General features: G+C 35.5%; 19 protein-coding genes. 18 read left to right on the forward strand and 1 reads right to left on the reverse strand.

Annotated elements, in window-relative coordinates; translation table 11 throughout:
- On the forward strand, positions 1-864 hold the full coding sequence (locus BBF96_RS00085; RefSeq protein WP_127015273.1) for a zinc ribbon domain-containing protein: 864 nt from the start codon (positions 1-3) through the stop codon (positions 862-864).
- A 24-nt stretch (positions 865-888) separates the two neighbouring features.
- Here BBF96_RS00085 and BBF96_RS00090 read toward each other — a convergent pair whose 3' ends face one another.
- Positions 889-1,605 (reverse strand): CPBP family intramembrane glutamic endopeptidase, encoded by a 717-nt coding sequence (locus BBF96_RS00090; protein WP_127015274.1) that lies wholly within the window; start codon positions 1,603-1,605, stop codon positions 889-891.
- Positions 1,606-1,984: 379 nt separating this feature from the next.
- Between BBF96_RS00090 and BBF96_RS00095 the strand changes: the two genes are divergently transcribed.
- From BBF96_RS00095 to BBF96_RS00175, 17 genes are all read left to right on the forward strand, one after another.
- Positions 1,985-2,629, forward strand: coding sequence for a class II aldolase/adducin family protein (locus BBF96_RS00095; protein WP_127015275.1), 645 nt, complete (start codon positions 1,985-1,987; stop codon positions 2,627-2,629).
- A gap of 12 nt (positions 2,630-2,641) precedes the next feature.
- On the forward strand, positions 2,642-3,457 hold the full coding sequence (cdaA, locus tag BBF96_RS00100) for a diadenylate cyclase CdaA (RefSeq protein WP_127015276.1): 816 nt from the start codon (positions 2,642-2,644) through the stop codon (positions 3,455-3,457).
- The gene (locus BBF96_RS00105) at positions 3,454-3,834 is read left to right on the forward strand and encodes a YbbR-like domain-containing protein (protein ID WP_127015277.1); all 381 of its coding nucleotides are present in this window, start codon (positions 3,454-3,456) and stop codon (positions 3,832-3,834) included. Before cdaA ends, BBF96_RS00105 begins: the two co-directional genes overlap by 4 nt.
- Positions 3,835-5,436, forward strand: coding sequence for an NAD(P)/FAD-dependent oxidoreductase (locus BBF96_RS00110; RefSeq protein WP_127015278.1), 1,602 nt, complete (start codon positions 3,835-3,837; stop codon positions 5,434-5,436). It abuts the gene before it with no gap.
- 261 nt (positions 5,437-5,697) lie between these two features.
- Positions 5,698-7,047 (forward strand): phosphoglucosamine mutase, encoded by a 1,350-nt coding sequence (gene glmM, locus BBF96_RS00115; RefSeq protein ID WP_127015279.1) that lies wholly within the window; start codon positions 5,698-5,700, stop codon positions 7,045-7,047.
- A 614-nt stretch (positions 7,048-7,661) separates the two neighbouring features.
- A complete protein-coding gene (glmS, locus tag BBF96_RS00120) occupies positions 7,662-9,488 on the forward strand; it encodes a glutamine--fructose-6-phosphate transaminase (isomerizing) (protein ID WP_127015280.1) in 1,827 nt (608 codons plus the stop codon).
- A 316-nt stretch (positions 9,489-9,804) separates the two neighbouring features.
- Positions 9,805-10,575 (forward strand): GIY-YIG nuclease family protein, encoded by a 771-nt coding sequence (locus BBF96_RS00125; RefSeq protein ID WP_127015281.1) that lies wholly within the window; start codon positions 9,805-9,807, stop codon positions 10,573-10,575.
- 750 nt (positions 10,576-11,325) lie between these two features.
- Complete coding sequence (locus tag BBF96_RS00130; RefSeq protein ID WP_127015282.1) at positions 11,326-11,922, forward strand: DUF1819 family protein; 597 nt, start codon at positions 11,326-11,328, stop codon at positions 11,920-11,922.
- Positions 11,923-12,504, forward strand: coding sequence for a DUF1788 domain-containing protein (locus BBF96_RS00135; protein ID WP_127015283.1), 582 nt, complete (start codon positions 11,923-11,925; stop codon positions 12,502-12,504).
- 19 nt (positions 12,505-12,523) lie between these two features.
- A complete protein-coding gene (brxC, locus tag BBF96_RS00140; protein WP_127015284.1) occupies positions 12,524-16,072 on the forward strand; it encodes a BREX system P-loop protein BrxC in 3,549 nt (1,182 codons plus the stop codon).
- Between the two features lie 14 nt (positions 16,073-16,086).
- A complete protein-coding gene (gene pglX / locus BBF96_RS00145; RefSeq protein ID WP_127015285.1) occupies positions 16,087-19,725 on the forward strand; it encodes a BREX-1 system adenine-specific DNA-methyltransferase PglX in 3,639 nt (1,212 codons plus the stop codon).
- 70 nt (positions 19,726-19,795) lie between these two features.
- Positions 19,796-20,884, forward strand: a complete 1,089-nt coding sequence (gene cmr1, locus BBF96_RS00150) for a type III-B CRISPR module RAMP protein Cmr1 (RefSeq protein ID WP_164730813.1) — start codon at positions 19,796-19,798, stop codon at positions 20,882-20,884.
- Positions 20,871-21,722 (forward strand): RAMP superfamily CRISPR-associated protein, encoded by an 852-nt coding sequence (locus tag BBF96_RS00155; RefSeq protein WP_205665665.1) that lies wholly within the window; start codon positions 20,871-20,873, stop codon positions 21,720-21,722. The genes cmr1 and BBF96_RS00155 overlap by 14 nt, the downstream gene beginning before the upstream one ends.
- A gap of 1 nt (position 21,723) precedes the next feature.
- A complete protein-coding gene (locus tag BBF96_RS00160; protein ID WP_205665666.1) occupies positions 21,724-24,633 on the forward strand; it encodes a CRISPR-associated protein Csx11 in 2,910 nt (969 codons plus the stop codon).
- A complete protein-coding gene (gene cmr4, locus BBF96_RS00165) occupies positions 24,633-25,562 on the forward strand; it encodes a type III-B CRISPR module RAMP protein Cmr4 (RefSeq protein WP_127015287.1) in 930 nt (309 codons plus the stop codon). The genes BBF96_RS00160 and cmr4 overlap by 1 nt, the downstream gene beginning before the upstream one ends.
- Positions 25,555-25,953: a hypothetical protein gene (locus BBF96_RS00170; RefSeq protein ID WP_205665667.1), complete on the forward strand. Its 399-nt coding sequence runs from the start codon at positions 25,555-25,557 to the stop codon at positions 25,951-25,953. Before cmr4 ends, BBF96_RS00170 begins: the two co-directional genes overlap by 8 nt.
- The gene (locus BBF96_RS00175; RefSeq protein WP_127015288.1) at positions 25,943-26,929 is read left to right on the forward strand and encodes a hypothetical protein; all 987 of its coding nucleotides are present in this window, start codon (positions 25,943-25,945) and stop codon (positions 26,927-26,929) included. The genes BBF96_RS00170 and BBF96_RS00175 overlap by 11 nt, the downstream gene beginning before the upstream one ends.
- Position 26,930 lies beyond the last annotated feature (1 nt).

Genomic DNA, 26,930 nt, shown 5'->3' on the forward strand with positions numbered 1-26,930 from the left:
ATGAGGAAAAAAGTGAAATATATTTTAATTGGATTGTTAAATAATCAGGTCTGGACATTAATAATAGCAGGTCTTGCTGCATTGATTCTTCTGAGTTCAGCAATATATATAAGTCTGGCGAAAAAGGTAGAACAGAATTTTGATCAGATAGTCTTTTCTGACCTGAAGCGAAGGTTTAATAGCATTTTGAACCAGGAAGATCCAAAAACAGCTTTTTATCAGGAAATGAAAAAATTTTTGGAAAAGTATTCATATTTTAAAGCTATATATATATCTGAGATGGAAAATGCTAATGAATCTGGAGCTAATAAAAGAGTAAAGGTAATCTGGGCAGTACCAGAAAAATTGGAAGGGCAGGTCTGGACTGAAAGAGGGTGGGATCATAGTATAGTAGAAGCTGTAGGAGGCCGAGGTAAATGGACATATAGTTACAGTGTAATTTCCCAAAAGGTAGAAGAGAATATGCCTGGGCATGAGGTAACATTAATAACTTCTGAATGGAGGGATTTGAATACATGGTTTGCCTATAGGCGACAAGCAGAACATATACTAGAATGGTCTCTGGTGATTTATTGGCTAGCTCTGGCTTTCTGGGTCTATCAGGATGCAAGGAAACGTAAATATCATCCTTTACTATGGGGTGCACTTACTCTGGTTACTAATCTGGTGGGTCTTGTGATGTATCTTCTAATAAGGCCTGAACTGCAGATTTGTCCTCAGTGTTTTATTGAATTAGCAGAAGATTATAATGTATGCCCGTACTGCGGTTATTGTTTAAAAGAACTGTGTAAACAATGCGGGCAGGGGTTAAAAGAAGAGTGGGAATATTGTCCACATTGTGGAGAAAAGAAGAGCAGCCTTTAGTTAATAGGTTGCTCTTCTTTGTTTTTACCAAAAGCCCCACCCAAAGATATAAAGGATAAAAGTTGCGTGGAAAAAAGCCTGTAAGATAGTGGAGGGAATGAGACTTTTACTCCGCCAGAAGAGATAGGTAGTAAAAAAACCAAGAACAATTCGTAAAAACAGATGGTAGATGTTAAACTGTATATAAAAGATACCATAAATAATGGCATTTAAAAGTAGAGCTTGCCAGAGAGCCAGACGTTCTTTTAAAAAGGGAAATGTAAGTCCCCGAAAAAGTAGCTCTTCTGATAGAGATGGTATAATGGTCATGATGAATAGAATAATGAAGTAAACTAAACTAACGGCAATCTCTTCTGGACTGGTAACTTTTATCATAGGTCTAAGATTGGTATTGGTATAAACTAAAGGTAAATGTATAAAAAGGAGAACAAGTGGAATAATGGGCCAGCTGGCCTTAATGCCAATTTTGCTCATTACCCAAAACTTGCGTAAAGTCAGTCCCAAAAGTTTACTGTCGAGGGAACGACGATAGCATATTAAATAAAGTACGATGGGGATAAATAATAGTCTAATGGTGATAAAAAATAGATAGTGGATAATCCTGGTCAAGAAGGGGCTTCCTTCAAAGATCAATTGTTGGGTCATTTCATAAATTCCGGCTAAAAAAAACCAAACTATGTAGATAATGATCAAATCATTAAGGGATAAGAGTTGGGGTTTTGGTTGAAGATCTTTTGTCATGATTGATTCTCCTATTCTTAAAGAATTTATGATTATACTGCAATAAGCTAATTTTTCGCTTCTGGAGAAATTTTTCGAATCATCTAAAACTCGATTTCCGCCGAAATAAGGCTTCCTAATCAAAGGGCCCTCCTGGCCCTTAGAACTAGCTCATCACCTCCTGTGATAAGGCCTTATTTCGTCGGAAATCTCGTGAAGATTTGGCGAAAAATTTCTATGTCGCTCAAAATTAGCTTTTTGCAGTATAATCATTATTACTTTATTACTATTGGACATTTTCTTCAATATTCCTTTGCAGGAGTCCAGGTGAATATTAGAGAATAATGATATTATAGTGATTATAATTTGTTTTTAAATAACGAAATAGAGGTGGAAGTATATGTTGATGCTAGAAGTTCGTAAAAAAGTGATTGAAACAGCACGGAAAATGCTCAAATATGGTTTAACTACGGGTACATTTGGAAATATCAGTATCAGGCATCAGGAAATTCTGGTGGCAATAACTCCTAGTGGTGTAGATTATGAATCAATGATTCCCGAAGATGTAGTGATTGTTGATTTAAATGGTCAGGTTATTGATGGAGATTTGAAGCCGTCTTCAGAAATGCCGATGCATCTGGCCCTGTATCGTAAAAGAGCTGATATACAGGCTGTAGTTCATACCCACTCTCCCTATGCTTCTGCTTTTGCTGTTTTGGGCCAGGAGATTCCCGTAGTATTGGCAGAGATGGCTTCTGTGGTTGGTGGTTCTGTAAAGGTAGCCCCTTATTGCCGGCCCGGTTCGGCAGAGATGGGGAGAGAAGTGGTACGCTGCCTGAGAGATCGGACAGGAGTGTTATTGGCAAATCACGGAGTGGTTGCTATTGGTTCTACTGTTGATGAAGCATTAGGGGTAGCACAGGTTATTGAAGATAGTGCCCGTATTTATCAACTGGCAGTAGCTATGGGAAATCCGAGAATACTTCCAGAAGATGAGATTCGGGTGTTAAGAGAGCAATATATTAAACATTATGGGCAAAAATAAGCGTAAGGACTGATGGGAATGAATGTTCCACTGACCATTATTATCAATGTAATAGATATTCTTCTAGTGGCTTTTGTTTTTTATCGGTTGATTTTGCTAATCAAAGGGACAAGAGCTATTGAATTGATCAAAGGTCTTTTTGTGTTATTTCTGGCTTCAGCCATAAGTGCCAGGTTGCAACTTAACACCATTAACTGGCTTTTGCGTAATACTATGACCATGGTCTTTGTGGCTTTGCCAATCGTCTTTCAACCTGAATTGAGACGGGCTTTAGAACAGATTGGAAGAGGAAGATTTTTTGGTCAGTCAGTCTTTCGGTTAGGATGTTCAGAGTTAAGTCAAATTATTTCGGATTTAACAGAGGTAGTTATGTTTTTTTCTAAAAATCGGATTGGTGCTCTAATTGTAATTGAAAGGGAAGTTGGATTACGAGATTATCTTGAGATGGGGATAGAATTGGATGCAAAATTGACAAAAGAACTTCTTGTATCCATCTTTCTCCCTGGTTCCCCCCTACATGATGGAGCGGTGATTATAAGACAGGATAGGATTAAGGCTGCCAGCTGTTTTCTTCCCTTATCGGATAATCCTCATCTAAATCCTACCTTTGGAACCCGACATCGAGCAGCAGTTGGTGTTTCCGAAGATAGTGATGCGCTGGTTATTGTAGTCTCAGAAGAGACTGGTACCATATCATTAGCCTTTGAAGGTAAAATAAGACGATATTTAGATGAAATTAGTTTAAAAGAGAGATTATTTAACATCTTGACAAATCCCAATAAAGAAAAAGTATCCAGGTTTGGTTTAAATTGGAGGAAAAATAAATGAGGAAATTTTTTGTAGGGAACATGAAATTAAAAATTTTTGCATTTCTTTTAGCTCTATTGGCCTGGATTTATGTTAACAGTTCTCCTGTATCCAGTCCGGGAATATGGAAACGGCAGATTATTCTTTCTGTTCAGTATAAAAATTTACGAAATGACTTGCGTTTAATAGAAAGTACAGATCAGGTTGAGTTGGTACTTTTCGAGGGAATTCATGCTTTTGTACCTGTTGAACCCATGCGGGCTTATGTGGATCTTGGTCAGATTGAAAAAGAAGGTCGCTATTTTCTTAAGATTCAGGTGGAATTACCAAAATGGATGAAATTAAAATATCAAAGGCCTGAATATGCGCTGATTCTTGTTGAAGAGGTGAAGAAATAGATGCTGCGTTTACGGGAGGTTAAAATACCTATTGATGCAAAGCAGGATTTGGTCAAAGCAGTGACGAAAAAATTGAAGATCAAAGCAGGAGAGATTCGGGATCTGAGAATCAAAAAACGTGCCATTGATGCTCGAAGGAAAAATAATATTAAGTTTGTATATATCGTTGATCTGATTTTAAAGGATGAAGAAAAGATTTTAAGAGAGCATGCGAAAAATCCTTATCTTTCTGTTGTGGAACCTATCAGTGAAATAACCATCAATGGAGAAAATCCCCTTACGAATCCACCGATAATTGTGGGGGCTGGCCCGGCTGGGCTTTTTGCGGCCCTTTATCTGGCCCGATATGGATATAAACCCATACTCTTAGAACGAGGTCCTAAGGTAGAAGAACGGGTCAGAAGTATTGAGACTTTCTGGCAGAAGGGTGAATTAGATCCAGAATCTAATGTTCAGTTTGGTGAAGGTGGAGCTGGAACTTTTTCTGACGGTAAGTTAACCACCCGGGTAAGGGATGAGCGAATAGAAAATATTCTCAAAGACCTGGTGAAGGCAGGAGCTCCTGAAGAGATTTTGATTGATGCTCAACCCCATATTGGTACCGATCTCCTCCGACAGGTGATTAGAAATCTAAGAGAGGAGATTAAAAAACTTGGTGGACAAGTCAGGTTTAAGAGTAAGGTAACTGATCTGATAATTGAAGATGGTCAAATAAGGGGTGTAGTGATCAATGATAATGAGATATTAAATAGTGAAGTGGTGATGTTAGCCATTGGTCACAGTGCTAGAGACACATATGAGATGCTAAAGAGACGGGGAGTGGCAATGGAGCCGAAACCCTTCTCCATTGGGGTAAGGATTGAACATCCGCAGGAAATTGTGGATCAAAGTCAGTACGGGCCTTTTGCCGGGCACCCTAAATTAGGGCCAGCCACTTATCGGTTAAGTGAGAGGTTATCAGAATTAGATCGGGCCGTTTATACTTTTTGTATGTGTCCGGGAGGGTTGGTTATTGCTTCAGCTTCTGAGCCGGGTGGGGTTGTAACCAATGGAATGAGTTACCACGCCCGAAATTCAGGGATTGCTAATAGTGCCCTTGTGGTTAGTGTAAAACCTGATGATTTTCCATCCCGTGATCCGTTAGCAGGGGTGGAGTTCCAGAGAATCTGGGAAAGAAAAGCTTTTGAAATGGGCGGAGGAACCTACAGGGCTCCCGCCCAACTATTGGGAGATTTTTTGAAAGATAGACCCAGTAAAAATTTACAAGGTGATATTGAGCCAACCTATCTGCCAGGGGTGGTGGCAGCCAATTTGCAGGAGTGTTTACCTCCCTATGTAGTAACTGCTATAAAAAAAGTACTACCTATCTTTGATAGAAGAGTAAAGGGATTTGGTCGGCCCGGGACAATTTTGACCGGGGTGGAAACCCGTACATCAGCACCTTTACGAATTAACCGTAATATGGAGATGGAATCTATCAGTCATAAGGGTCTGTATCCTTTAGGAGAAGGTGCTGGTTATGCCGGAGGTATAATGAGTGCAGCTTTAGATGGATTAAAGGGAGCGCTTGAGATTATGAAAAAATTTGCGCCATTTGATTAAATTCTGTGATAGAAATTACGGAATTCAAATTTCTTTTTGATATAGGGTTAAACTGTAAAAAGCTAATTTTTCGCTTGAAGATAAATTTTTCGAACCATCTAAAAGTTTGATTTCAGTGACTTGATTAGCTCATCACCTCCTCATATGGGTCTTATTTCGCCTGAAATTTCGCCAAAATGGTTTGGTGAAAAATTTCTATGTCGCTCAAAATTAGCTTTTTGCAGTATAATTTATATAGATAATTATGGAGAGGTGGTTAGAATGGGTAAACTTTTTGGAACAGATGGTGTAAGGGGAAAAGTAAATGAGAAATTGACTCCGGAATTGGCATACCAATTGGGGCGGGCTGGAGCATATTATTTTCTGAAAAATAGTGAAAACCCTTACAGAAAAATAATCATTGGTCGTGATACCCGAATTTCAGGACCCATGTTGGAAGCAGCCCTTATAGCTGGGGTTACATCTATAGGTGTTGATGCTATTATTTTGGGAGTTGTACCAACTCCAACCGTAGCTTTTTTAGCTCAATATCTGGAAGTGGACGGAGGTATAATGATCTCTGCTTCCCATAACCCATATTATGATAACGGGATCAAATTCTTTGATTCGCAAGGTTTCAAATTGATGGACGAGATGGAAGAAGAGATTGAAAGACTGGTTGAAGCAGGAGTTGAAAAACTACCATATGCTGTTGAGAATCAGGTTGGCCGTGTTGGTCAATTGGATGATCCTTTGCAGCCTTATATAGATCATTTAAAAAATACCATAAATGGTGATCTTTCGGGATTAAAGATTGTCCTGGATTGTGCTAACGGTGCAGCTTTTGAAGCGGCGCCAAGGCTCTTTAAGGAATTGGGAGCTGAGGTTATACCTATTTTTGCAGAACCTGATGGAGTTAATATCAATGATAACTGTGGTTCTACTCACCCGGAAGAACTTAAAAAACAGGTTCTGGCTCATGGGGCTGATCTGGGAATTGCCCATGATGGTGATGCAGACCGGATGATTGCTGTGGATGAAAAAGGTCGCGTGGTCAATGGAGATGCAGTAATGGCCATTTGCGGTCTGGATATGATGAAGAAAGGTAAATTGAACCACAATACTGTTGTGGTGACAGTTTATAGTAATCTGGGTTTAAAGGAATTGTTGGAAGAACACGGTGGTACTATTTCACAGACCAAAAATGGTGACAGGTATGTGTTAGAAAGAATGTTGGATAAAGGGTATAATCTGGGTGGTGAACAGTCAGGTCATATAATCTTTTTAGATTATGCGACTACCGGTGATGGACTGTTGTCAGCGGTACAGTTATTATCAGTTTTGAAGGAATCAGGTAAGAAACTTTCTGAGCTGGCAGATCAATTAAAGCCATGGCCCCAATTGATTGATAAGGTAAAGGTAAAGAGAAAAGAAGAGTTTAAGACAAATGAAGTTATCCAGGCTGTAATTAAGGATACTGAAGAGCGGCTTAAGGCCGGAGGAGGAAGACTTTTGGTAAGACCTTCGGGAACAGAACCGGTCATAAGGATTATGTTGGAAGGAAAGGACCTGGCTCAATTGGAAGCTGAGTTAGAACCGATTAAAGAAGTAATTGATCGTGAGTTAAATTAAATTTTTTAAAAGAGAAAATTCCGTTAAAGGAGAAAAAATTGTTAACAGGATTGTATTATTCTGATATAATCTATATTAGGGTTAAACTGCAAAAAGCTAATTTTTCGCTTCTTGAGAAATTTTTCGAATTATCTAAAGCTCGATTTTCCGCCGAAATAAGGTTTTCTAATCAAAGGGTCCTTCTGGCCCTTAGAACTAGCTCATCACCTCCTGTGATGAGGCCTTATTTCGTCGGAAATCTCGCTAAGATGATTTGACGAAAAATTTCTATGTTGCTCAAAATTAGCTTTTTGCAGTATAATTAAAAGATAAATTTTTATTTTTTTAGAGAGGAGGTGAATTTGGAAGTTTAATTATATTAAGTAAAAAGGAGGAATGCTAATAATCTTAAAGCGCCAGGGCTTAAGCCGGAGTATTGACGGCTTAAGTTGACGAGGAAGAGGTTTATCGAGTTATCGGCGGATGCCTCTAGGCTTTTGCTGCAAGCCTTAAGTCCCTCCTTAAAACTTATGAGTGATCATAAGGACAAAGGGAGGGATGGCAGCAGACAATTGGATATTATCTTTGAAAAATAGTCATAATTTGATTTTCAGATAAATGGAGGTATGGAATAAATGTGTGGAATCGTAGGATATTTAGGAAATAAAGAGGCTGCTCAAATTCTGGTTGAAGGGTTAAAAAAGCTGGAATACCGTGGATATGATTCAGCTGGAATTGCTGTTTATAATGGTGAAGAAATTCAGGTAGTACGAAAGGTAGGAAAATTGGGTGAACTGGCTCAGGAGATTGAGTCAAAACCGCCTAAAGGTATAGTTGGAATTGGTCATACCCGCTGGGCGACTCATGGTAAACCTTCTACTGAAAATGCTCATCCACATTGTGATTGTACAGGAAAATTTGTGGTAGTACACAATGGGATTATCGAAAACTACCTTTCTTTAAAAGAGAAATTAATTGCAGAAGGTCATAGATTTAGTTCTGATACAGATACAGAAGTTTTAGCTCACCTTTTGGAGAAATTTTACGATGGAAATCTGGTTGAAGCTGTGAAAAAAGTTGTTGCAATGATTGAGGGAGCATATGCATTTGTTGCCTTTACTGAACATGAGCCAGATCGTCTTGTGGCAGTGCGGGAAGATAGTCCTTTGATCGTTGGCTTGGGTGATGGAGAATATTTTGTTGCTTCCGATATCCCTGCTTTGTTAAAGCATACCAATCGGGTTTATATTCTGGATGATGGTGAAATGGCTGATTTGACCAGAGATGGTGTGAAATTAATGACGGTGACGGGAGAGCCTATAGACAAAGAAGTCTTTACTGTAGATTGGGATCCAGAGATGGCTGAAAAAGGCGGCTATGAGCATTTTATGTTAAAGGAGATTCATGAGCAGCCTGAAGCCCTGCGTCGTTTTCTTGTTGGTCGGCTTAATGATGAAAGTGTTCATTTAGAAGAATTGAATTTGAATCCTGAAGAGATAAAGAGCTATTCCCGAATATTTATTGTTGCCTGTGGTACGGCTTATCATTCTGGATTGGTAGGAAAATATGTGATTGAAAAGCTAGTCCGGATTCCGGTAGAAGTGGATATAGCTTCTGAGTTTAGATATCGCCAACCCTTAATTGATGAATCGACCCTGGTGATTGTGGTCAGCCAATCTGGTGAGACTGCCGATACACTGGCTGCTTTGCGGGAAGCTCAGGGACGTGGTGCAAAAGTTGTAGCTATTACTAATGTGGTGGGAAGTACCATTGCCAGAGAGGCAGATGAAGTGATGTATCTCAGGGTTGGCCCGGAGATTGCTGTTGCTTCAACCAAGGCCTATACTGCTATGGTGATGGCATTTTATCTCTTTGCTCTGTATCTCGGTCAGATTAGAGGAACTCTGGATACTGAGGAAATACAAAAGGCAATTGCTGCATTGAAGCAGATTCCTGAGCAAGTTAAGTGGATTATTGAGAATACAGAAAGTGAAATTCAGAAATTAGCTGAACAATTTACCAAGCATGAAAATGCTTTCTTTATCGGCCGGAGTGTGGATTATACGGTTTCAATGGAGGGTTCCCTTAAGTTAAAAGAAATTTCCTATATCCATGCTGAAGCTTATGCTGCCGGGGAGTTGAAACACGGCACTCTGGCGTTGATTACTAATGGTGTTCCGGTAATAGCATTGGTAACTCAAGAGTCTGTGTATGAAAAGATGTTAAGTAATGTTCAGGAAGTTCGAGCCAGGGAAGCCTGGGTTATTGCTGTAGCCTTAGAGGGGGATGAGGAAATCAAAAAGTCTGCTGAGAATGTGTTGTATATTCCGCAGACTATGGAACTCTTTACTTCAGTTCTGGCTATTATTCCACTCCAGCTTCTGGCTTATTATGTTGCCAGATTGCGGGGCTGTGATGTGGATCAACCACGGAATCTGGCCAAGTCAGTGACAGTGGAGTAAAGAATAAAAACTACTACTTCTGGTAATATTTCCAGGAGTAGTAGTTTTTCTTTAAGTAGGCAATTTGGAGGAATTGAGGGATTGGGAATAATCTTTCAGATTGAACTAGAATGATAAATTGATTAGGAAGAGGTTAAAAGTTTATGACAAATATTTAAATGTATAAGTTTAGAACTGTTTTAGAAAGCAATCGTATAGAATATTTGGCACTAAAAATAAAAATGCAAGGAAATGTTTATTGATGAGAACATATTTGATATAAACTTATGTAGAGTATAAGTTCAATATTATTTTTATAGTATTGGAGTTGAGACATATGATTAACGATTTTGAATATATATGTGAAATTACGCCTGTTACGAATGCCGACGGAAAGCCTATTGAATACTTTCCTTATAAAAGATACAAAAATATTGCCAATAAAAAGTTGCATAAGTACGGTAAAGGGCCATTTTGCAAGTTCAGAATACCAGACAATATAAATAAGGCAGGCGTTTATATAATTAAGATTGGCGATAAAATAAAATATATTGGTGAATGCAAGGATTTAAGCGAACGATTTAATTCAGGATATGGACAGGTTTCTCCCCGCAATTGTTTTATTGGTGGGCAAGTAACTAATTGTAAAATTAATTCACATATTTTACAGGAAATTAAAAAAGGTTCAAAGGTCCATTTGTTATTTTATGAAACAGAAAATCGAATTTTATTAGAAGAAAAACTTATTAAAACATACAAGCCTGAATGGAATGGTACTTCAGATAAAGTAATTAGAAAATCTGAAGAGGTTACAAAGAATGAATATGAATATGAAAAGGTTAAGAAAGAGAAGAATATATTGCGGATGGGAAAATATGATCCATTGAAGGACTTTTTAAAGAATTGTAATGATAATAGTGTTAAACTAACTTATAAAGAAATTGAAAAAATAATAGATAATGTTCTTCCAGATTCAGCATATAAATATCGTGAATGGTGGGCCAATGAAGGTCATGTTCAGGCAAATGCCTGGTTAGATGCAGGTTGGAAGGTATATACTGTTGATTTGGGTAATTATGTTGTATTTATGAAAGAAAGTGAGAGATGATTTTTGTGACAGGCCCGGAATCTAAGCTTATGGATAGCCCTTATTTTGTGCCTGAATAGGACAACTGTACTTAAAACCGGGTATACTCAAGGAAATAATATTGAAAGCAATGACTCTGATGCTTATCCTAAGAGTTAGTCGAGGGTTTGTAGTATTAAAGAAAATCTCATTAAAGAAAAATTTAGTTAGGTAACAGTTTAGTTTAAGATGATTATTTTTGTGGGGTTTAGAAAAGGGATTCTGTAAAGAAATGAAAAATATTTGTATAGGAGCAGATAAGAAAGGTGGAGTTGAAACGTAACTCCAGTTTTTGGCTTATTATGTTGCCAGATTACGAGGCTGTAATGTGGATCAGTTGCGGAATCTGGCTAAATCAGTGACAGTGGAGTAAGGGTAGAAAAGTTTACTTGAAAATCATGGGTGGAATGCAGGCGGTAGCCTGTATTCCACCCATGATTTTTTTATGATGGTATGTACGGCTAGTATAATCTCCTATTTTCTACTAATCCCAAATGAATTAAATAATAGGAAATATCAAGGCTTGGACAGCGTTGGGGTTGCTGTAGATCAGTTCAGCCTTATGCTTGTTTATGATTCATTACAAAGTAAGATAAGCGGTTAAAATACCAGTCATGCCTTTTTAACAATTTAATAAATATTTATTTATATATTTCTTGTATTTGGATGTAAAAATGATATAATATAATTAAAGTAAAAAGTGGACCGATAAATGAGGTGATATGGAATAATATGACAAAATATAAGTCGACAATTAAATCAATGGCATTTTTGTACTTAGAATTAAAAAAGGCTTCAGGCCTTTATTTACAAGGTTTAAAAGTAGATGAAATAAAGAAAAAAGCAGTAGAAGAAAATATTTTTTTATTGAACACAGAGAGCAGAATTAAAGAAATTGCTTCAACAGTTATTAAAAGACTGCAAGTACTGGATGAATTTTTGCTCTGGAAGATTACTAATGGAAGTTTGGAGACAAGCAAACAAATAGCCCTATATGCCATAATGAAAACTGACAGATTATTTTTTGAATTTATGCAGGAAGTTTATCGAGAGAAGTATTTGCTGATGGACTATATTATTAACGATAAAGATTTTAGTGTTTTCTTTCAAAGAAAATCGGAACAGAGTGACCAGGTTGCATCATGGAAAGATTATACTTTTTATAAACTAAAGCAGGTATATAAAAGAATCCTTGTAGAAGCAGGCTTTGCCAAAAAGAATAAAAAGAATTTAGAAATTATAAAACCTATCATGGAAGAAGAAGTAATAGAACACTTAAAAAATAAAGGAGATCAGATTTATTTACAAGCAATGTTGGGAGAGGTGTAAATGATGAATATCTATGAAAGGCTTAATGCAATTCGTTCTAAAATTATGGAAAAGAGGTTTAGGGAGAATAAAGGCTTAGGAAATGAGATAGGATTTTATATTTTTGACTATGATCCAAAGGATGAGATGCTTGTAAGAGAACATATAGCATTTTTAAAGCAGAAAATAAACACTGATAATTCAGAAATTAGAATCAAGGAATTTGATTTATATGAAATTATGTTAGAAATATTAGAAAACAAGGGATATTTAGAAAAAGTCTTTGAAATGGAAGAAAAAAAGGGAACCAATGCGATATTAAAACCAATCAAAAATACATTGAGGCTTACTCAAAAAAATGATCTGGTTGTTGAGTATATCAGACAGAGGGTCGAACAAAATGACATTGTGTTTTTAACGGGAGTAGGAAAAGTATGGCCTATTATTCGTTCTCATACGATTTTAAATGCTTTGCATTCTGTGATTGATTATGTACCTGTGGTAATGTTTTATCCTGGCACTTATTCAGGTCAGGATTTGTGTCTGTTTGATGAAATTATGGATCAAAATTATTACAGAGCATTTAAACTCATTGAAAGATAAAAGGAAGGTGAAAAATGTGGTGAAACTTAGAGAATTGTTTAATAAAGACATTGAAAGGGATATTAAAGGAGTTATTAAAATTGGACAGGATGATGATGCCAATATCTATCAAGAGTTGGAAGAATATGTAGTAACAAGAGAATTGGGTAAACATTTCAGCACCTTTTTTGAAGCTTATAAAAAAAGTATTAACAATTATACTGATAAGATGGGAGTCTGGATTTCCGGTTTCTTCGGGAGTGGTAAATCCCACTTCTTAAAAATATTATCTTATTTGCTTGCCAACAAAGAAGTAAAGGGTAAAAAGGCTGTATCTTATTTTGATGATAAAATTAACGACCCAATGGTGCTTGCTGATATGAAGATGGCCGGAGATGTTAGTGCAGACGTCATTCTATTTAATATTGATTCTAAATCTGATTCTGACTCTAAAGTTAATAAAGAGTCTATTGTAAAAGTATTCAACAAAGTATTTGATGAAATGCAGGGATTTTCTGGTTCACTACCCTGGGTTGCCGATATGGAAAGGAAACTTGTAAAAGAGGGTTTATATGAAGATTTTAAAAGAAGATTTGAAGAGCTGGCTGGAAGCCCATGGGAGGATGCCAGGGAAGATTTTTATTTTGAAGAAGATAATATTGTTAAAGCACTGGCTGATACCACGAAAATGAGTATTGATGCAGCTAGACAGTGGTATAACAAAGCGGAAGAAAACTATTTTTTAAGTGTTGAAAAATTTGCTAAAAAGGTAAAAGAATACATTGAATCAAAAGGTGGCGATCACCATGTTATTTTTCTGGTGGATGAAATGGGACAATACATTGGTGATGATGCCGGTTTAATGCTAAACCTTCAAACTGTTGTTGAGGATTTGGGAACTTACTGTGGAGGAAAGGCATGGGTTATCGTAACCTCCCAGCAGGATATTGACTCCATTACAAGGGTGAAGGGAAATGATTTTTCGAAGATTCAGGGTAGATTCAATACAAGATTGAATCTTTCCAGTGCCAATGTGGATGAGGTAATTAAAAAGCGTATTTTGCTTAAAAAAGATGTTGCCAGAGATACACTGAAACTTCTTTATGTGGAGAAAGAGGCAATTTTGAAAAATCTCATTACATTTTCAGCAGATACGGCTGAAATGAAGACTTATAAATCAGTAGATGATTTTATAGAAGTTTATCCTTTTATTCCATATCAATTTAATCTGTTGCAGTCTGTATTTACAGCAATAAGAATACACGGTGCCAGTGGCAAGCATCTTTCAGAAGGGGAAAGATCCCTTTTAAGTGCCTTTCAGGAAGCTGCGATTCGTTATGCCGATCATGAGGTTGGAACTTTAATACCTTTTTCAGCCTTTTATGAAACCATTGAGGCATTCTTAGATTCCAATATACGCACGGTTATTCTCCATGCCCAGGATAATGACAGACTTACAGATAGGGATATAGAGGTACTTAAAGTTTTATTCTTAATTAAATATGTCAAAGAAATGCCTGCTAATATAGAAAATATTGCTACTTTGATGGTGAGTCATATTGATGATGATAAGATTGAACTTAAAAAGGAAATAGAAGAATCCCTTAAAAGACTTCTTAAAGAAACCCTTATTCAAAAGTATGGTGATGAATATATTTTTCTGACTCACGAAGAGCAGGGGGTCAATAGGGAGATTCAGAATATTCCGATAGATATAGGTGAAATTATTCTAAAGATCGGTGAAGAGATATTTAACGGAATTTATGACGAAAAGAAGTTTAGATACAATACCAGATATCATTTTGATTTTAACAAAATAATAGACAACAGACTGTTGTCATCACAGAAAAGTGAGATTGGTGTAAAAATTATTACCCCTTACTTTGATACAGGGGAAGAATTGACAGATTATGAATTAAAAATGATGTCAGCAGGGGAAAACAACCTGATAATTAAACTCCCTTCTGATACTACTGTATTGGAAGAAATGGAGGATATCCTAAAGATCGAAACATACCTAAGGAAAAGCGGTGCTTCTTCTATAGAGACAATAGAAGAAATAAAAAGCAGAAAATCAAGGGAAGTTGCTGAAAGAAAGGAAAGAGTCAAGACCCTGCTTGTAGAAGCATTAAAAGAGGCAGATTTTTATGTAAACATGCAAAAACTTGATATCAAATCAAAAAATCCAGTGGAAAGAATCAACAGTGGATTGAAAGTTCTTATTGATAATTTATACAATAAATTAAATTATATTACGCATTTTATTGAAAGTACAAAAGATTTACAGGATCTTTTGATGGAAAATGATATGCAGTTGAAACTAACAGACGATGATGATGTTCCCAATAAATTTGCCTTAGAAGAAGTCAAACATTATATTGAAATAAATACACAAAGGAATATACTTATAACATTAAAGTCTATCATTACATTATACTCCAAAGCACCTTATGGCTGGAGAGAGTTAGATATCATTGGATTAATCATTAAATTGTTTAAATCTCAGGAAATTAAACTCCAACTTGGAGGGGATTATCTTAGTACATCAGATAAAAATATTATCCAATATATGACTAAGCGGGATTATATTGAAAGGTTAATTATTAAAAAAAGAACGAAGACAGATAAAAAATACATTAACAATGCGAGAGACTTGGCAAGAGAAATATTTGGCTATATGACTGTACCGGATGATGAAGATGGTTTGATGAACAAATTTAAGGAATTATCAAAAGAAGAGTTGTCGGAGATTAATAGACTGTTAGTTTACTATGAAAACTTTAATTATCCTGGGAAAGAAGTATTAGAAAATGGCAGAGAATTGTTTGAAGAAATTTTAAGAATTTATGATGCAGTGGAGTTTTACGAAAAACTGTATGAACTGAAAGACCAGATGTTGGATTATGAAGATGATGTTTTTGATGTAAAAAAATTCTTTGAAAATCAAAAAGAATATTTTGATAGAGCTTTAGAGCAATTAAATGTTTATGAGAGGAATAAATCATATATAGTAGATAGTGAAACAATTAAGATTGTACAGGAAATAGAAGAAATCGTAAAATCACAAAAACCCTATTCGCAAATATTAAAACTTCCTCATCTTATAGCTGAATTTGAAAACAGGTTTTCAGAATTGTTAAAAGAAGAATGTAGACCTATCCGAAATGTTATTGAAAGTAATTATCAAAAGGTTAAGGATGAACTTAACTTATATGACTTTAAAGATGAATTATATCCAAAATTCGAAGCAGAATTTAATAACCTGTTCAATCGGTTAAATTTTGCAAATAACTTTTATGAAGCCATTGCCATGAAAGATGAGTCAGACAGGCTGAAAATACGTTGTTTTGAAGAAATAGAGAAGAAAAAAAGGGAATTAAAAGAACAAGATACCGAACAGTCAACAACGGTTAGTGATGGAGATACACCGGAATATATGTCCAAAAAGATTGTTAATATCAGCATAGCCAACATTCTTCACAGTACCTGGACGATAGAGACCGAAGATGATATAGAAGAACTTCTGCAGCATATAAGACAACAGTTGAAAAAAGAACTGAAAGAAAATATTGTACTGAAACTGATTTAGAGGAGAGGAGATTCATGAATAAGGCGGCTATTAAAAACTTTGCCATAAGGGCAAGAAGAAAACTGATTGAAGAAGTTACCCAAAAAGCCTATGAAATCGGGATAACAAAAGACGATATTTATGATATAGAAACTTTTGAAGATGGGTTTAGAGTCAAAGGAAGAGAAAACAGCAGAATATTTAAGAAGTATGAAATCAAACAGAGAGAAAAGTTAATCCAAAATATTAAAGAAAAAGGCTTTGACCAGGTAATGGAAGAAGTTGCCTACACATGGTTTAATCGTTTTATTGCTCTTCGATTCATGGAAGTGAATAACTATCTACCCACCGGTGTTAGAGTACTTTCTTCAATAGAAAAAGGAAAAACTGAGCCGGATATTATCAAAGAAGCATCAAATGTTGATCTGGAGGTTGACAGAGAAATTATCTATAATCTGCAGATCAATAATAAAACAGAAGAACTGTACAAGTACCTTCTTATCAAACAATGCAATCAGTTGGGGAAAATAATGCCGTCGGTATTTGAGGAAATATCCGATTATACAGAACTCCTTCTCCCTGATAACTTGCTTTCTAAAGATTCTGTCATCAGAGATTTAGTGGAGAGCATTGAGGAATATGATTGGAAAATAGAGTTAGATGAAGAGGAACAGAAATTAGAAGAAGAAAAAGGTGAACACGGTATAGAAATTATAGGTTGGCTGTATCAGTACTATATTTCTGAAAAGAAAGATGAAGTATTCGCAGGGCTCAGGAAAAACAAAAAGATTACAAAGGAAAATATTCCGGCTGCTACCCAACTTTTTACTCCAAAATGGATAGTCAAATATATGGTAGAAAACTCTTTAGGAAGACTATGGTTAGAATCTCATCCTAATGAAAAATTAAAAGAAAAATGGAAGTATTATCTGGAAGAAGCAGAGCAGGACCCTGAAGTTAAAAAGCAGCTGGAAGAACTGAAAAATCCCAACTTGAGTCCCGAAGACATAAAGGTATTGGACCCTGCCATGGGAAGTGGCCATATTCTTGTTTATGCTTTTGATGTATTGTATGACATTTATTTAAGTGCGGGATATTCAGAAAGGGAAATACCAACACTTATTTTAGAAAAAAACCTATATGGCCTTGATATCGATGATAGGGCAGGCCAATTGGCGGCTTTTGCCCTTTTAATGAAAGCAAGAAGCAAAAATAGAAGGATATTCAGGTACAGGCCGAAGTTGAATTTATGTTCAATTCAGGAAAGTAACGACATTCCCAGGGAAGCAGTAGATTATTTGGTAAAAGAAGATGAAAATTTGAGAAAAGATGTGGAATATTTAATCAATATATTTCATGATGCAAAGGAATACGGCTCTATACTAGATGTGAAGGAAATTGATTTTGATTCGATTGAGAAGAGATTAGAGGAAATTAGAGATGTAGAAACATTAGATTTATTTGAACTTCGGTATAAAGAAATAATATTAGAAAAAATTCCTTTTCTTATTAAACAAGGAAAAATAATGAGTGAAAAATATTGTGTGGTTTGTACTAATCCACCTTATATGGGAAATAGAGGTATGAATAATAATTTATCTGATTATTTAAAGAAGTGCTTTTTTGATTCTAAACATGATTTATATTCGGTTTTTATTGAAAAATGTATTAAATATTCATGTGAAAATATGTATATTAGTATGATAACTCAACATTCGTGGATGTTTTTATCCAAATTTGAGAATATTAGAAAAAAAATTATTAATAATAATATAATATTGTCTATGGTACACTTAGGTACAAAAGCGTTTGAAGAAATTGGAGGAGAAGTAGTACAGTCAACAGTATTTGTTATTAAAAAATTTAATATTCAATATTATAAGACTACATATTTAAAACTTACAAACTATAAAAATTCAGCAGAAAAAGAAAAAGAATTTTTTAATATTAATAATAGGTATGTTACTCGAAATATTACATTTAATAAAATACCTGGTTCACCAATAGCATATTGGATAAATGAAAATTTCAGGAATCTTTTTGTAACAGAAAAATTACTAGGAGAAATTGAAATGCCTGTAGAGGGTATAAAAACAGGTAACAATAATTTGTTTTTAAGACTATGGTATGAAGTAAATTATAATAATATATATCATAAAATTTTTAATAAAAATAAAAGCTTATATAAGTGGTTTCCTATTGCAAAAGGTGGAGATTACAGAAAATGGTATGGCAATAATGAATATGTAGTTAATTGGTACAATAATGGAGAAGAATTAATAAATTATCCTAATTCAACAGTATCACATAAAGATTTATTTTTTACTGATGCTATAACTTGGAGTTATATTTGTTCATATAAGATATCAATACGATATTTAGGAAAGGAATATTTGTATAATAACAAAGGTCCATGTTGTTATATTCGAAATCAAAAGAATATATTTTATTTAATGGCATTATTAAATTCAGTAGTAGGTGATACTATTCTAAACATACTTGCACCTACTTTAGATTATAAACCCGGCAATTTAAAAAATGTTCCAGTAAAAATAATTAAAGATAATAAAATTTTAAATCAAATCGATTTAATAACAAAAAACTGTTGGGAAATTTCTAAAAATGATTGGGACTCATTTGAAACTTCATGGGATTTCAAAAAACATCCTTTATTAACTTATAAAGGTAATGCACCTACAGTAGAAGAAGCTTTCAATAATTGGTCTGACTTTACGGAAAAACAGTTTAATCAACTTAAAGCAAACGAAGAAGAATTGAATCGCATTTTTATTGAAATCTACGGTTTACAAGATGAACTTACCCCTGAAGTTGATGATAAAGATATTACCATTCGTAAGGCAGCTAGGGAAAGAGATATCAAATCCTTCATATCCTATGCAGTAGGCTGTATGTTTGGTCGTTATTCTTTGGATGAAGAAGGACTTATCTATGCAGGTGGAGATTTTAAAGATTACTTTAAATTTGAAAATGGAGAATGGCAGATAAAAACAAAAGAAGGTTGGAAGAAGTCTTCTATTGATATAGCAGGGGATAATGTTATTCCTATTGTTGATGATGATTATTTTGAAGATGATATCGTCAACCGATTTGTTGAGTTTGTTAAAGTTGTCTTTGGTGAGGAGACATTAGAGGAAAATTTGGACTATATAGCAGAAACCTTAGGAAAGAAAAGTAATGAAACTTCAAGACAGGCTATCAGAAGATACTTCTTAAAAGGTTTTTATAAAGACCATGTAAAAACATATAAAAAACGTCCGATTTACTGGCTTTTTGACAGTGGCAAAGAAAACGGATTTAAAGCGTTAATCTACATGCACCGCTATGATCCTTCTACTATTGCAAGAGTGCGGACCGATTATTTGCATAGATTGCAGAAAAAATACGAGGCAGAAATCAAGCATTTAGATATACTTATTGATTCAGATATATCAAAGAAAGAAGAAATAGTGGCTAGAAAAAGAAAAGAAAAGATTATGAAACAAATTATGGAATGTAGAGTTTACGACCAGATCATAGCCCATATTGCCAATCAAAAAATTGAGATTGACCTGGATGATGGAGTTAAAGTCAACTATGCCAAATTCCAGGGAGTAGAAATTCCCCAGGGAGAAGGCAAGAAACCTTTAAAAGCAAACCTATTGGCGGAGATATAATTGCAGCCGAACGTTATGCTTTTAAATTTTTTTTTACCAAATAAAAAATATTAGGCTGGAGGTGAGGAGTGTGAAAGACTATACGGTGAAAATTAAACCATTGACTCCTTTGTGGACAGGAGATGCAAATAGAAGGGGCAATGCAGTGAGGGAGACAGGAATAATTGGCAGTTTACGGTGGTGGTACGAAGCTTTGGTAAAGGGATTAGGAGGAACTTCGTGTGATCCCACAGACATAAAATGTAATGGCGAGAATCACTGTGATGTCTGTGAACTTTTTGGTTGCACCGGCTGGGCAAGAAAGTTTAGGTTAGAGGTTAGTCTGGAGGGAGAGAATCCAAGTTGGGAATTTTTGGATGGAAAGATAGGTACCAGGCGAAAGCATAATAAAGTGAAAAAATTTCTTGTAAGAAATTTTTCCGGTTTTGTGACAAAAGGATTAATAGTTATTACTTTTATTCCTTTAAGAAAAATCGAATTAAGTGAATGGGAACTGTTAAACAGGACATTAAATATAATTGAAGATTATGGGGCTCTGGGAGCACGGACTTCCCAGGGAAATGGAGTAATAAAGATTGTTGAGAATAATTTACCTGTAAAACAAAATAAAATTGATTTGGTTACAAAAGGGAAAAGTGTTGATCAACCTATTCTTAAAGATTTCTTTTTCTATAAATTTCGAATTAAATTTGCTGATACAATTGAAAATTTGATAAAGCTAAAGGTATTCTGGACACATGCACCTCTACATAATTCCTTCAAAGAAAATTGGGAGCAGTGGGAGAGAGCGTGGCACACATATGAATTTTTACCTATAGCTTTTCATGTAAGGGATGCTATAAGACCTCTCATTAAAGATAAGGCAGAGCGCCACAAGGTATTCGGAGAGTGTGGTAAAGGTTCTCGGGTTTTTGTTTCTCATGGTTATAAGATTGATGAAAAAAAGGTAGAAGTTAGAATATTCGGATATGGTGTTAATGAGGAAATAAAGAAAAAAATAAAGAATAATTTTAATAGACAATTAAAAGAAAAACTGTTTCAAGAAAATGAGTGCATCCAAAAACTAAAAGATTGTTCATTACAAAAAGAAAAAACAGGAAAGGAAATAATTCAAGAATTGAAAAATGAATTGGAGGTGGTGCTGGATGATGGTACATGATTATTATCTTTCGGTAGCCTATCTAGAAAACAAGCTGGATAAACAGAAAGTGGAACTTGGCAAAAAGAAGAAAGAGATGTTAAAAAATATAAGTAAAGATAAAAATTTTACCGAATTTTACCCTTCGTTTGATGATTTAAAATATTTGCCACAAAATTCTGTGCTTATAAAAATCTCTTTTACACTGAAAAAACCCTACATAAGTAAAAACGAGGGCGAGTTTCATATTGTTTACGTAAAAGAGAAGGATAAAAAAGAGGTTAAAATCTTTGAGAATCCAATTGTAAGGGATAAGTTTACCGGCTTATCTGTGGTGAGACCCACTGCCTGGAAGGGGCATTTGAGATTTGCTGCTGAAATGGTTAAAAAAGACGAGACGGAAAAGAAAAAGATTATCAGAAGGCTTTTTGGATCAAAAACGGATGAAGATGAAGCATTAAAGGGAAGATTGTATTTCTTTTCTACTTTCTTTAGGAATGAATCTGAGAGAGATGTTATAACTCCCTTAAAGAGGGATACCAGGACTCCAGTGCCGAAAAGAGCGCCGATAAATCTAGAACTGATGAAGATAGGTGCAAAAGGAGAGTTATATTTGCTTTATTTTCCATATCCAAAAGGGGAGAATTACAAAGATAGAGAAGTAGAAGAAGATCTAAAATTTCTGGCCGAGGCCCTTAAATTGATGTTTTATACCTACGGTTTTTCAGCCAAAAAAACAGCTGGTTTTGGTGTGGTTGATCCAATAGATGAGGATAAAATAGAGATTGTGCCGGAAAACTTTAAGGAATATTTTTCTGTTATTTACCGCCTTCATGATGGAAGAGAAGGAGGTGCTTGAAATGGCGGTAGGGGAAATGCTAAAAAAAATTAAAGAGGAACAGCCTCAAATCTTAACTGGGGAAATAGGTGCCCTACTGCATGATATTGGCAAGTGCCATCCTGATTTTATATGGAAAAACTCTCGAGAGGGTGGAAAGGATTTTCAACACGGAAAAATTGATAAATTTCTCAAATTTGAACTGGTGGATTTGCTACGACATAGGAAATTCAGCTTTGGAAGTAAGGAGAAACTTTCTGACATCTATTCTGTCATAACCGAACATCATAATGATAGTTATAGTAATGACTTAATTAATTTAGTGCGAAATTGCGACCAACTTGATTCGGCTGACGACAAAGGTGTAGTGCGGAAGGAACAATCTATAAATAGTATAATCATCAGTACTCCATTCGGTTATCCAAAAGAAATAGTAGACTTAAACGGCCTTAAAAGTCGACTGAGTGAGCTAGAAGAAAGATTAATAGGGATACTTAAGGATTATATTGCTAGCAGAATATCTTTAAGAGAATTTCGAAAATTAATAATGGATAATCTCAAGGTAACCTTTTCTCATGCCCTGGGAGAAACCAGAATTCCAGCAAATGATGTGACATTATGGGACCATTCCTATTCAACTGCTTCACTTTTTAAATCCGTATTGTGTTACATAGTCTTAAGTGAAGACTCTGATTTAAAGGGGTTAAAGTGGAGAATTTTTGGTGTATGCTGGGATGGATTAGGGTTTATTGAAAAAGGGAGAAAAATTGCCGACATCCTGACCCGCAGACAGATTATTAAGGATATCAAGGAAAAATTAAAAGAAATGTTTGAAGTTGAGTACCCTGTTGGAAATGCAGTATACGAAGATATAAATGGGATATATTTTACCTTTCCTGCCTTGGAAGAGAGCAAGGCAGTACGGCTTGCACGTGAATGTGCAAGTGTTGGATTGAAGGAAATATTTCAAATAAGCGATCAGGAAATATGGCCCTTTTTCACTTTAAGCAGAGCTTCTCGAAGCCTTACTATTCTTGGTAGAGAATTGAAGTTTGCTTCGGAAAAGAGAAATATACCAAAAATGAGCCCTACTCTTTTTGTAAAAGGAGAAGAAAGTAGAGAAAGTAAACAAGAGTTAATAGATTATTCTCTAGAAATATTGCTTAAACAAGAAGAAATATGTAAAGAGAATGAAAACTGTAAAAAATATTGTGATATTTGTCCTATTTGCAAGATAAGAAGTAAAGATCACAAGAAAGAAATGTGTATTAAATGTAATGAAAGACGAAAAGGAAGACTGAACAGCTGGCTGGAAAATAGGATAGACAGAACCATCTGGACAGATGAAGTTGCCGACATAAACAATCGTGTGGCTCTTCTTACTTTAAGTTTCAACCTAGATAAATGGCTGGATGGAAAGCTGGTAGAAACTATTTATTCCCAAACCTTTGAAGATTGGAGAAATGGTAAAAAGTATCAAAAGAAAAAAATAATAAATATTTTAAATAGTTATAACATTGAACAACCAGGGGATTCTTACATAAATGCTTTAAAAATAGCAGAGTGGATAAGCAAAAATCCTTTTAGAACAGAGGTAAAACCTTTGTTAGAATGCTTTTTGGAAGATGGAAGTTTAAATAATATACATACAATTGATGTTATTCATAATCCACAAACGATATTAACTTATTTCTTTACCCAAAACCCTTCACCCGCTCGGCTGTCGAGGATTTGGCAGGAAACCGGGGAATTTTGGGCTGAGGTTCTAAAGAGATTGACATCAGGGACAAGGTGGAAGAGACTGCGGTTTGAAATAGATTTTTCACAGTTAAAATTGAAAAAAGATATTGAAAAAAATACCCCCTACATTCTGAAATTTAATGATTTAGAGCCGGATACTCTGCTTGTTTTGCACACTGAAAAAGGCAAGTTTTTCACTATAGAATCGCTTGAGAAGTTCAGCACAGGAGAAGTAAAAGGCCTGGCAGCGGTGCAAAAGATGTTAAAAGAAGAAGGTTTTTGCTGGCTTGCCCGGGAAGATAACCCTGCCGAAAATTTGCTTGTTGAAAATAAAGCAAGTAAACAGTCTGTAGAGGAGAATAATTTCGTTGCAGAAGACTACTATCCTTTTATTGAAATAGTAAGAACTCCTTTATTGTTTCAGATCATAGTTCCAGCCCTTGATGCTGTAAAAATTTTGGAAATGATAACAACCATGTTTAATGAGAGGTTTGGAAAGGTTATCGGAAAACTACCACTAAATGCAGGGCTGCTGGTGGCTAACAGGAAATTCCCCTTATATCTGCTGCTTGAAGCAGGAAAAAGAGTCTTACGGAGCAAGGAATTCCAGGAGCCAGTATTGCTGGACCCGTGGTGGGATATCAGCAATGTGAAAAAAGATAAGTTTTACAGTTTTTACCCCCTGAAAAAACTTAATGGAGATGAGCATTACACCCTGGATGATATTGTTCCTCTTTCTAAGGGAAAAGCATATGCATTATATCCCGGTTACTTTGATTTTGAACTGTTGGGTGGCAATGAAGATCGGTATAAGCTTGCATATAAGGATAAAAGGCGTGTTCAGGAGGATTATAAACTGTTTTCAAGGAGGCCATATTACCTTTATCAATTCAAACAAATGGTGGATTTATGGGAGATATTAAGAAATAACCTTTCGACTACTCAGATTAACTTTATTGAACGGGCAATTACAGAAAAGATAAAAGAGTGGAAAGGAGTTGAAGATTTCTGTAAAAAAGATGTTTTCAGGGGATATGTAACAGCAACTTTACAGGATGCTTTCGGAGACAGGTGGTTTAAATTACGTGAGGAGACGCGTTGTTTTATATTGAATTCTGCTATGAATAATCTTTTGCTTGATACTATTATGCTTTTCAGGCACGTAATCAAAGACAGGGAGGTAGATGTGTAATGGAAATAAGAAAATATCTTGGAAAAGCTCTTGACCCCATTCATATAGGGGCGGGAGGATATAGACTGGGCCGGGTGGACAATACTATCGTCAGGGAGCCGGCGACAGATGTACCTAAGATACCCGGCACTTCCCTGGCAGGAGCGATAAGAGAATACGCAACTTTTTATCTGCAGGAAAAAGATGAAAAATGCAAAAACCAAAACGACGAGGGGGAAAAAAGAAGGTGTGCTGAAGAAAAGGCAAAAGAATATTTTGGCGACGAAAAAAGGCAAGGAATGCTGCGGTTTTATGACGCCCAGATTCTTTTTTTTCCTGTATCGTCTATCAATGGTACTGTCTGGATAACTACTAAAGATTTGATTAAATATTGGTTGGGTGATATAAAAAATTCTGATGGAGAAGAAATAAAAATTCCGAGAGACATTGAAGATGAAGCCTATATCATCAGATGGGTTAATGATAAAAAACCGGACAAACTAAACCTTGGCTGGCTTTTATTAGTAGTCGGGAGCCAGTTTAACGATGATAATTCAGAGATTATTACGCTTCCTTTAGAGCTAAAAGATTTTATCAAAAAAATCGTATTAGTTTCTGATAAGCTATTTTCCCACATAGTAAATGACAATCTTGAGGTAAGGACTTCTGTTAGAATTGATTCCACAACAGGAACTGCAGCAGAAGGGGCCCTCTTTACTTACGAGGCTATACCGAGGGGGACAGTGTTTGGTTTTGAAATAATTGAAGATAAACGTCGAGGTGAGAAGAATGAAGTTGATGGAATGATAAAGGCAGCTTTTAAATATTTAAAGCTCCTTGGTGTCGGAGGAATGGGAACCCGGGGGTTTGGGAGGCTTGAAATATTGTGGCCACCTGTCGACAGCGAGAAAAAGATTGAGAAAAGGGAAGGTGAAGGCGATAATGACTAATCTTGATTATTATTGCATGAAGTATGGTCAGAAAATAGGAAGTATGGGAGATGAAAAGAAAGTCAAGGAGATTCTTAATAATATCCGAAAAGCTTTAGGCGTTCTTAAAGAAGATGGAATATATGCAATGTTTTTGTGGCTTGAAGATAAAGATAAAGGGAAGATTAGAAAGCAAGGGCTTTTACCTTTATTGAATGACGGTAATATAAAAACAATGTTTATTGACAAAAAAGATAACTTTTCTGAGACTTTTGAAGGTTTATGTTCAACAATTAAAGATATAGCAAAGGATATAGATAAAGTTTTATTACTAAAAAAAATTTTGGAGCGCACTCTGACTTATGCTTTGTATCACGCTAAAGTCAGGGCGGGTGAAAAAAATGTGGACTAAACTTGAATTGATATATGAGTTGGATAGTCCTTTGCATATAGGTTACCTGCCGTTTACAGGTTCTGTCGTATCTCCTACTAGGTACTATGTTCCCGGCAAAAATTTATGGGGTGCTGTAACGAGGCTGGCTACGGAATATCTGTTTGCAGAACCTACAGGAGAAGATTACCGGCGGGTTGGAGAGGAAGTTAAAAAACATTTCCGGTTTTCTTATTTCTATATTCTTGATGGGGAAACGATATATTACCCCTGTTACAGTGAAGAGGGATTGATTTATGGAAATGAAGAAAAAATAACTAAAGCCGAATTTGAATACAGATTTATTGGGAGCAGGGTCTCAACGGCCATTGACAGGGAGTTGGGTTCAGCAAAGCATGAAAGCCTGCATGAGATCGAATTTATAAATCACAAATACATGGATAAAAAAGGTAATATCAAGAACACCAAAATTATCGGGGCTGTTTGGGTAAATGGGTCCGCTAGGCTGCCTTTACAGGATAGAAATGTAGAGTTTAAAATTAAAGATGATGGGGTATATGTTGACCATTTTAATCTATTGCAAGAGCTAATCCTTGGGGGAGAGCAGAATTACGGTTTTGGTAGAGTAAGACTTTACTGTATAAACAAGGGTAAGAATATGTTTCCCGTAGAAGATAATTTAAATAAAGATAAAATAATAGTAACCGTAAAAAAGGGTAACCCTGTTCTTTCTCATGTTAAAATTATTAACAACTACAAAAACAACAAATTAATCCCCTTTCGGGGAGATATAGAACTGTTAAGCGGCAGGGAATACTCTAATAAAGAAAAAGAACGATTTAAAGAAGCTGGTAAACGTATTGTTCCGCCAGAGTATTATTTTTCTCCTGGAACAGTTTTTTTGATGGATGATCAAGATGATAAGGATGGAGAAGAGTTTATTCTGAGCTGGAGTGGAATTATGGATAGAAAAGTTTCAGAGAATAATTCAGATTGAT

Origin of the sequence: Anoxybacter fermentans (genome assembly GCF_003991135.1) — a bacterium.
GTDB classification, from domain to species: Bacteria; Bacillota; Halanaerobiia; order DY22613; family DY22613; genus Anoxybacter; species Anoxybacter fermentans.

Excerpts from the sequence above, each read along its gene's own strand:
- BBF96_RS00085 (WP_127015273.1), top strand. The coding sequence starts at position 1 with ATGAGGAAAAAAGTGAAATATATTTTAATTGGATTGTTAAATAATCAG.
- BBF96_RS00090 (WP_127015274.1), bottom strand. The coding sequence starts at position 1,605 with ATGACAAAAGATCTTCAACCAAAACCCCAACTCTTATCCCTTAATGAT.
- BBF96_RS00095 (WP_127015275.1), top strand. The coding sequence starts at position 1,985 with ATGTTGATGCTAGAAGTTCGTAAAAAAGTGATTGAAACAGCACGGAAA.
- cdaA (WP_127015276.1), top strand. The coding sequence starts at position 2,642 with ATGGGAATGAATGTTCCACTGACCATTATTATCAATGTAATAGATATT.
- BBF96_RS00105 (WP_127015277.1), top strand. The coding sequence starts at position 3,454 with ATGAGGAAATTTTTTGTAGGGAACATGAAATTAAAAATTTTTGCATTT.
- BBF96_RS00110 (WP_127015278.1), top strand. The coding sequence starts at position 3,835 with ATGCTGCGTTTACGGGAGGTTAAAATACCTATTGATGCAAAGCAGGAT.
- glmM (WP_127015279.1), top strand. The coding sequence starts at position 5,698 with ATGGGTAAACTTTTTGGAACAGATGGTGTAAGGGGAAAAGTAAATGAG.
- glmS (WP_127015280.1), top strand. The coding sequence starts at position 7,662 with ATGTGTGGAATCGTAGGATATTTAGGAAATAAAGAGGCTGCTCAAATT.
- BBF96_RS00125 (WP_127015281.1), top strand. The coding sequence starts at position 9,805 with ATGATTAACGATTTTGAATATATATGTGAAATTACGCCTGTTACGAAT.
- BBF96_RS00130 (WP_127015282.1), top strand. The coding sequence starts at position 11,326 with ATGACAAAATATAAGTCGACAATTAAATCAATGGCATTTTTGTACTTA.
- BBF96_RS00135 (WP_127015283.1), top strand. The coding sequence starts at position 11,923 with ATGATGAATATCTATGAAAGGCTTAATGCAATTCGTTCTAAAATTATG.
- pglX (WP_127015285.1), top strand. The coding sequence starts at position 16,087 with ATGAATAAGGCGGCTATTAAAAACTTTGCCATAAGGGCAAGAAGAAAA.
- BBF96_RS00155 (WP_205665665.1), top strand. The coding sequence starts at position 20,871 with ATGATGGTACATGATTATTATCTTTCGGTAGCCTATCTAGAAAACAAG.
- BBF96_RS00160 (WP_205665666.1), top strand. The coding sequence starts at position 21,724 with ATGGCGGTAGGGGAAATGCTAAAAAAAATTAAAGAGGAACAGCCTCAA.
- cmr4 (WP_127015287.1), top strand. The coding sequence starts at position 24,633 with ATGGAAATAAGAAAATATCTTGGAAAAGCTCTTGACCCCATTCATATA.
- BBF96_RS00170 (WP_205665667.1), top strand. The coding sequence starts at position 25,555 with ATGACTAATCTTGATTATTATTGCATGAAGTATGGTCAGAAAATAGGA.
- BBF96_RS00175 (WP_127015288.1), top strand. The coding sequence starts at position 25,943 with ATGTGGACTAAACTTGAATTGATATATGAGTTGGATAGTCCTTTGCAT.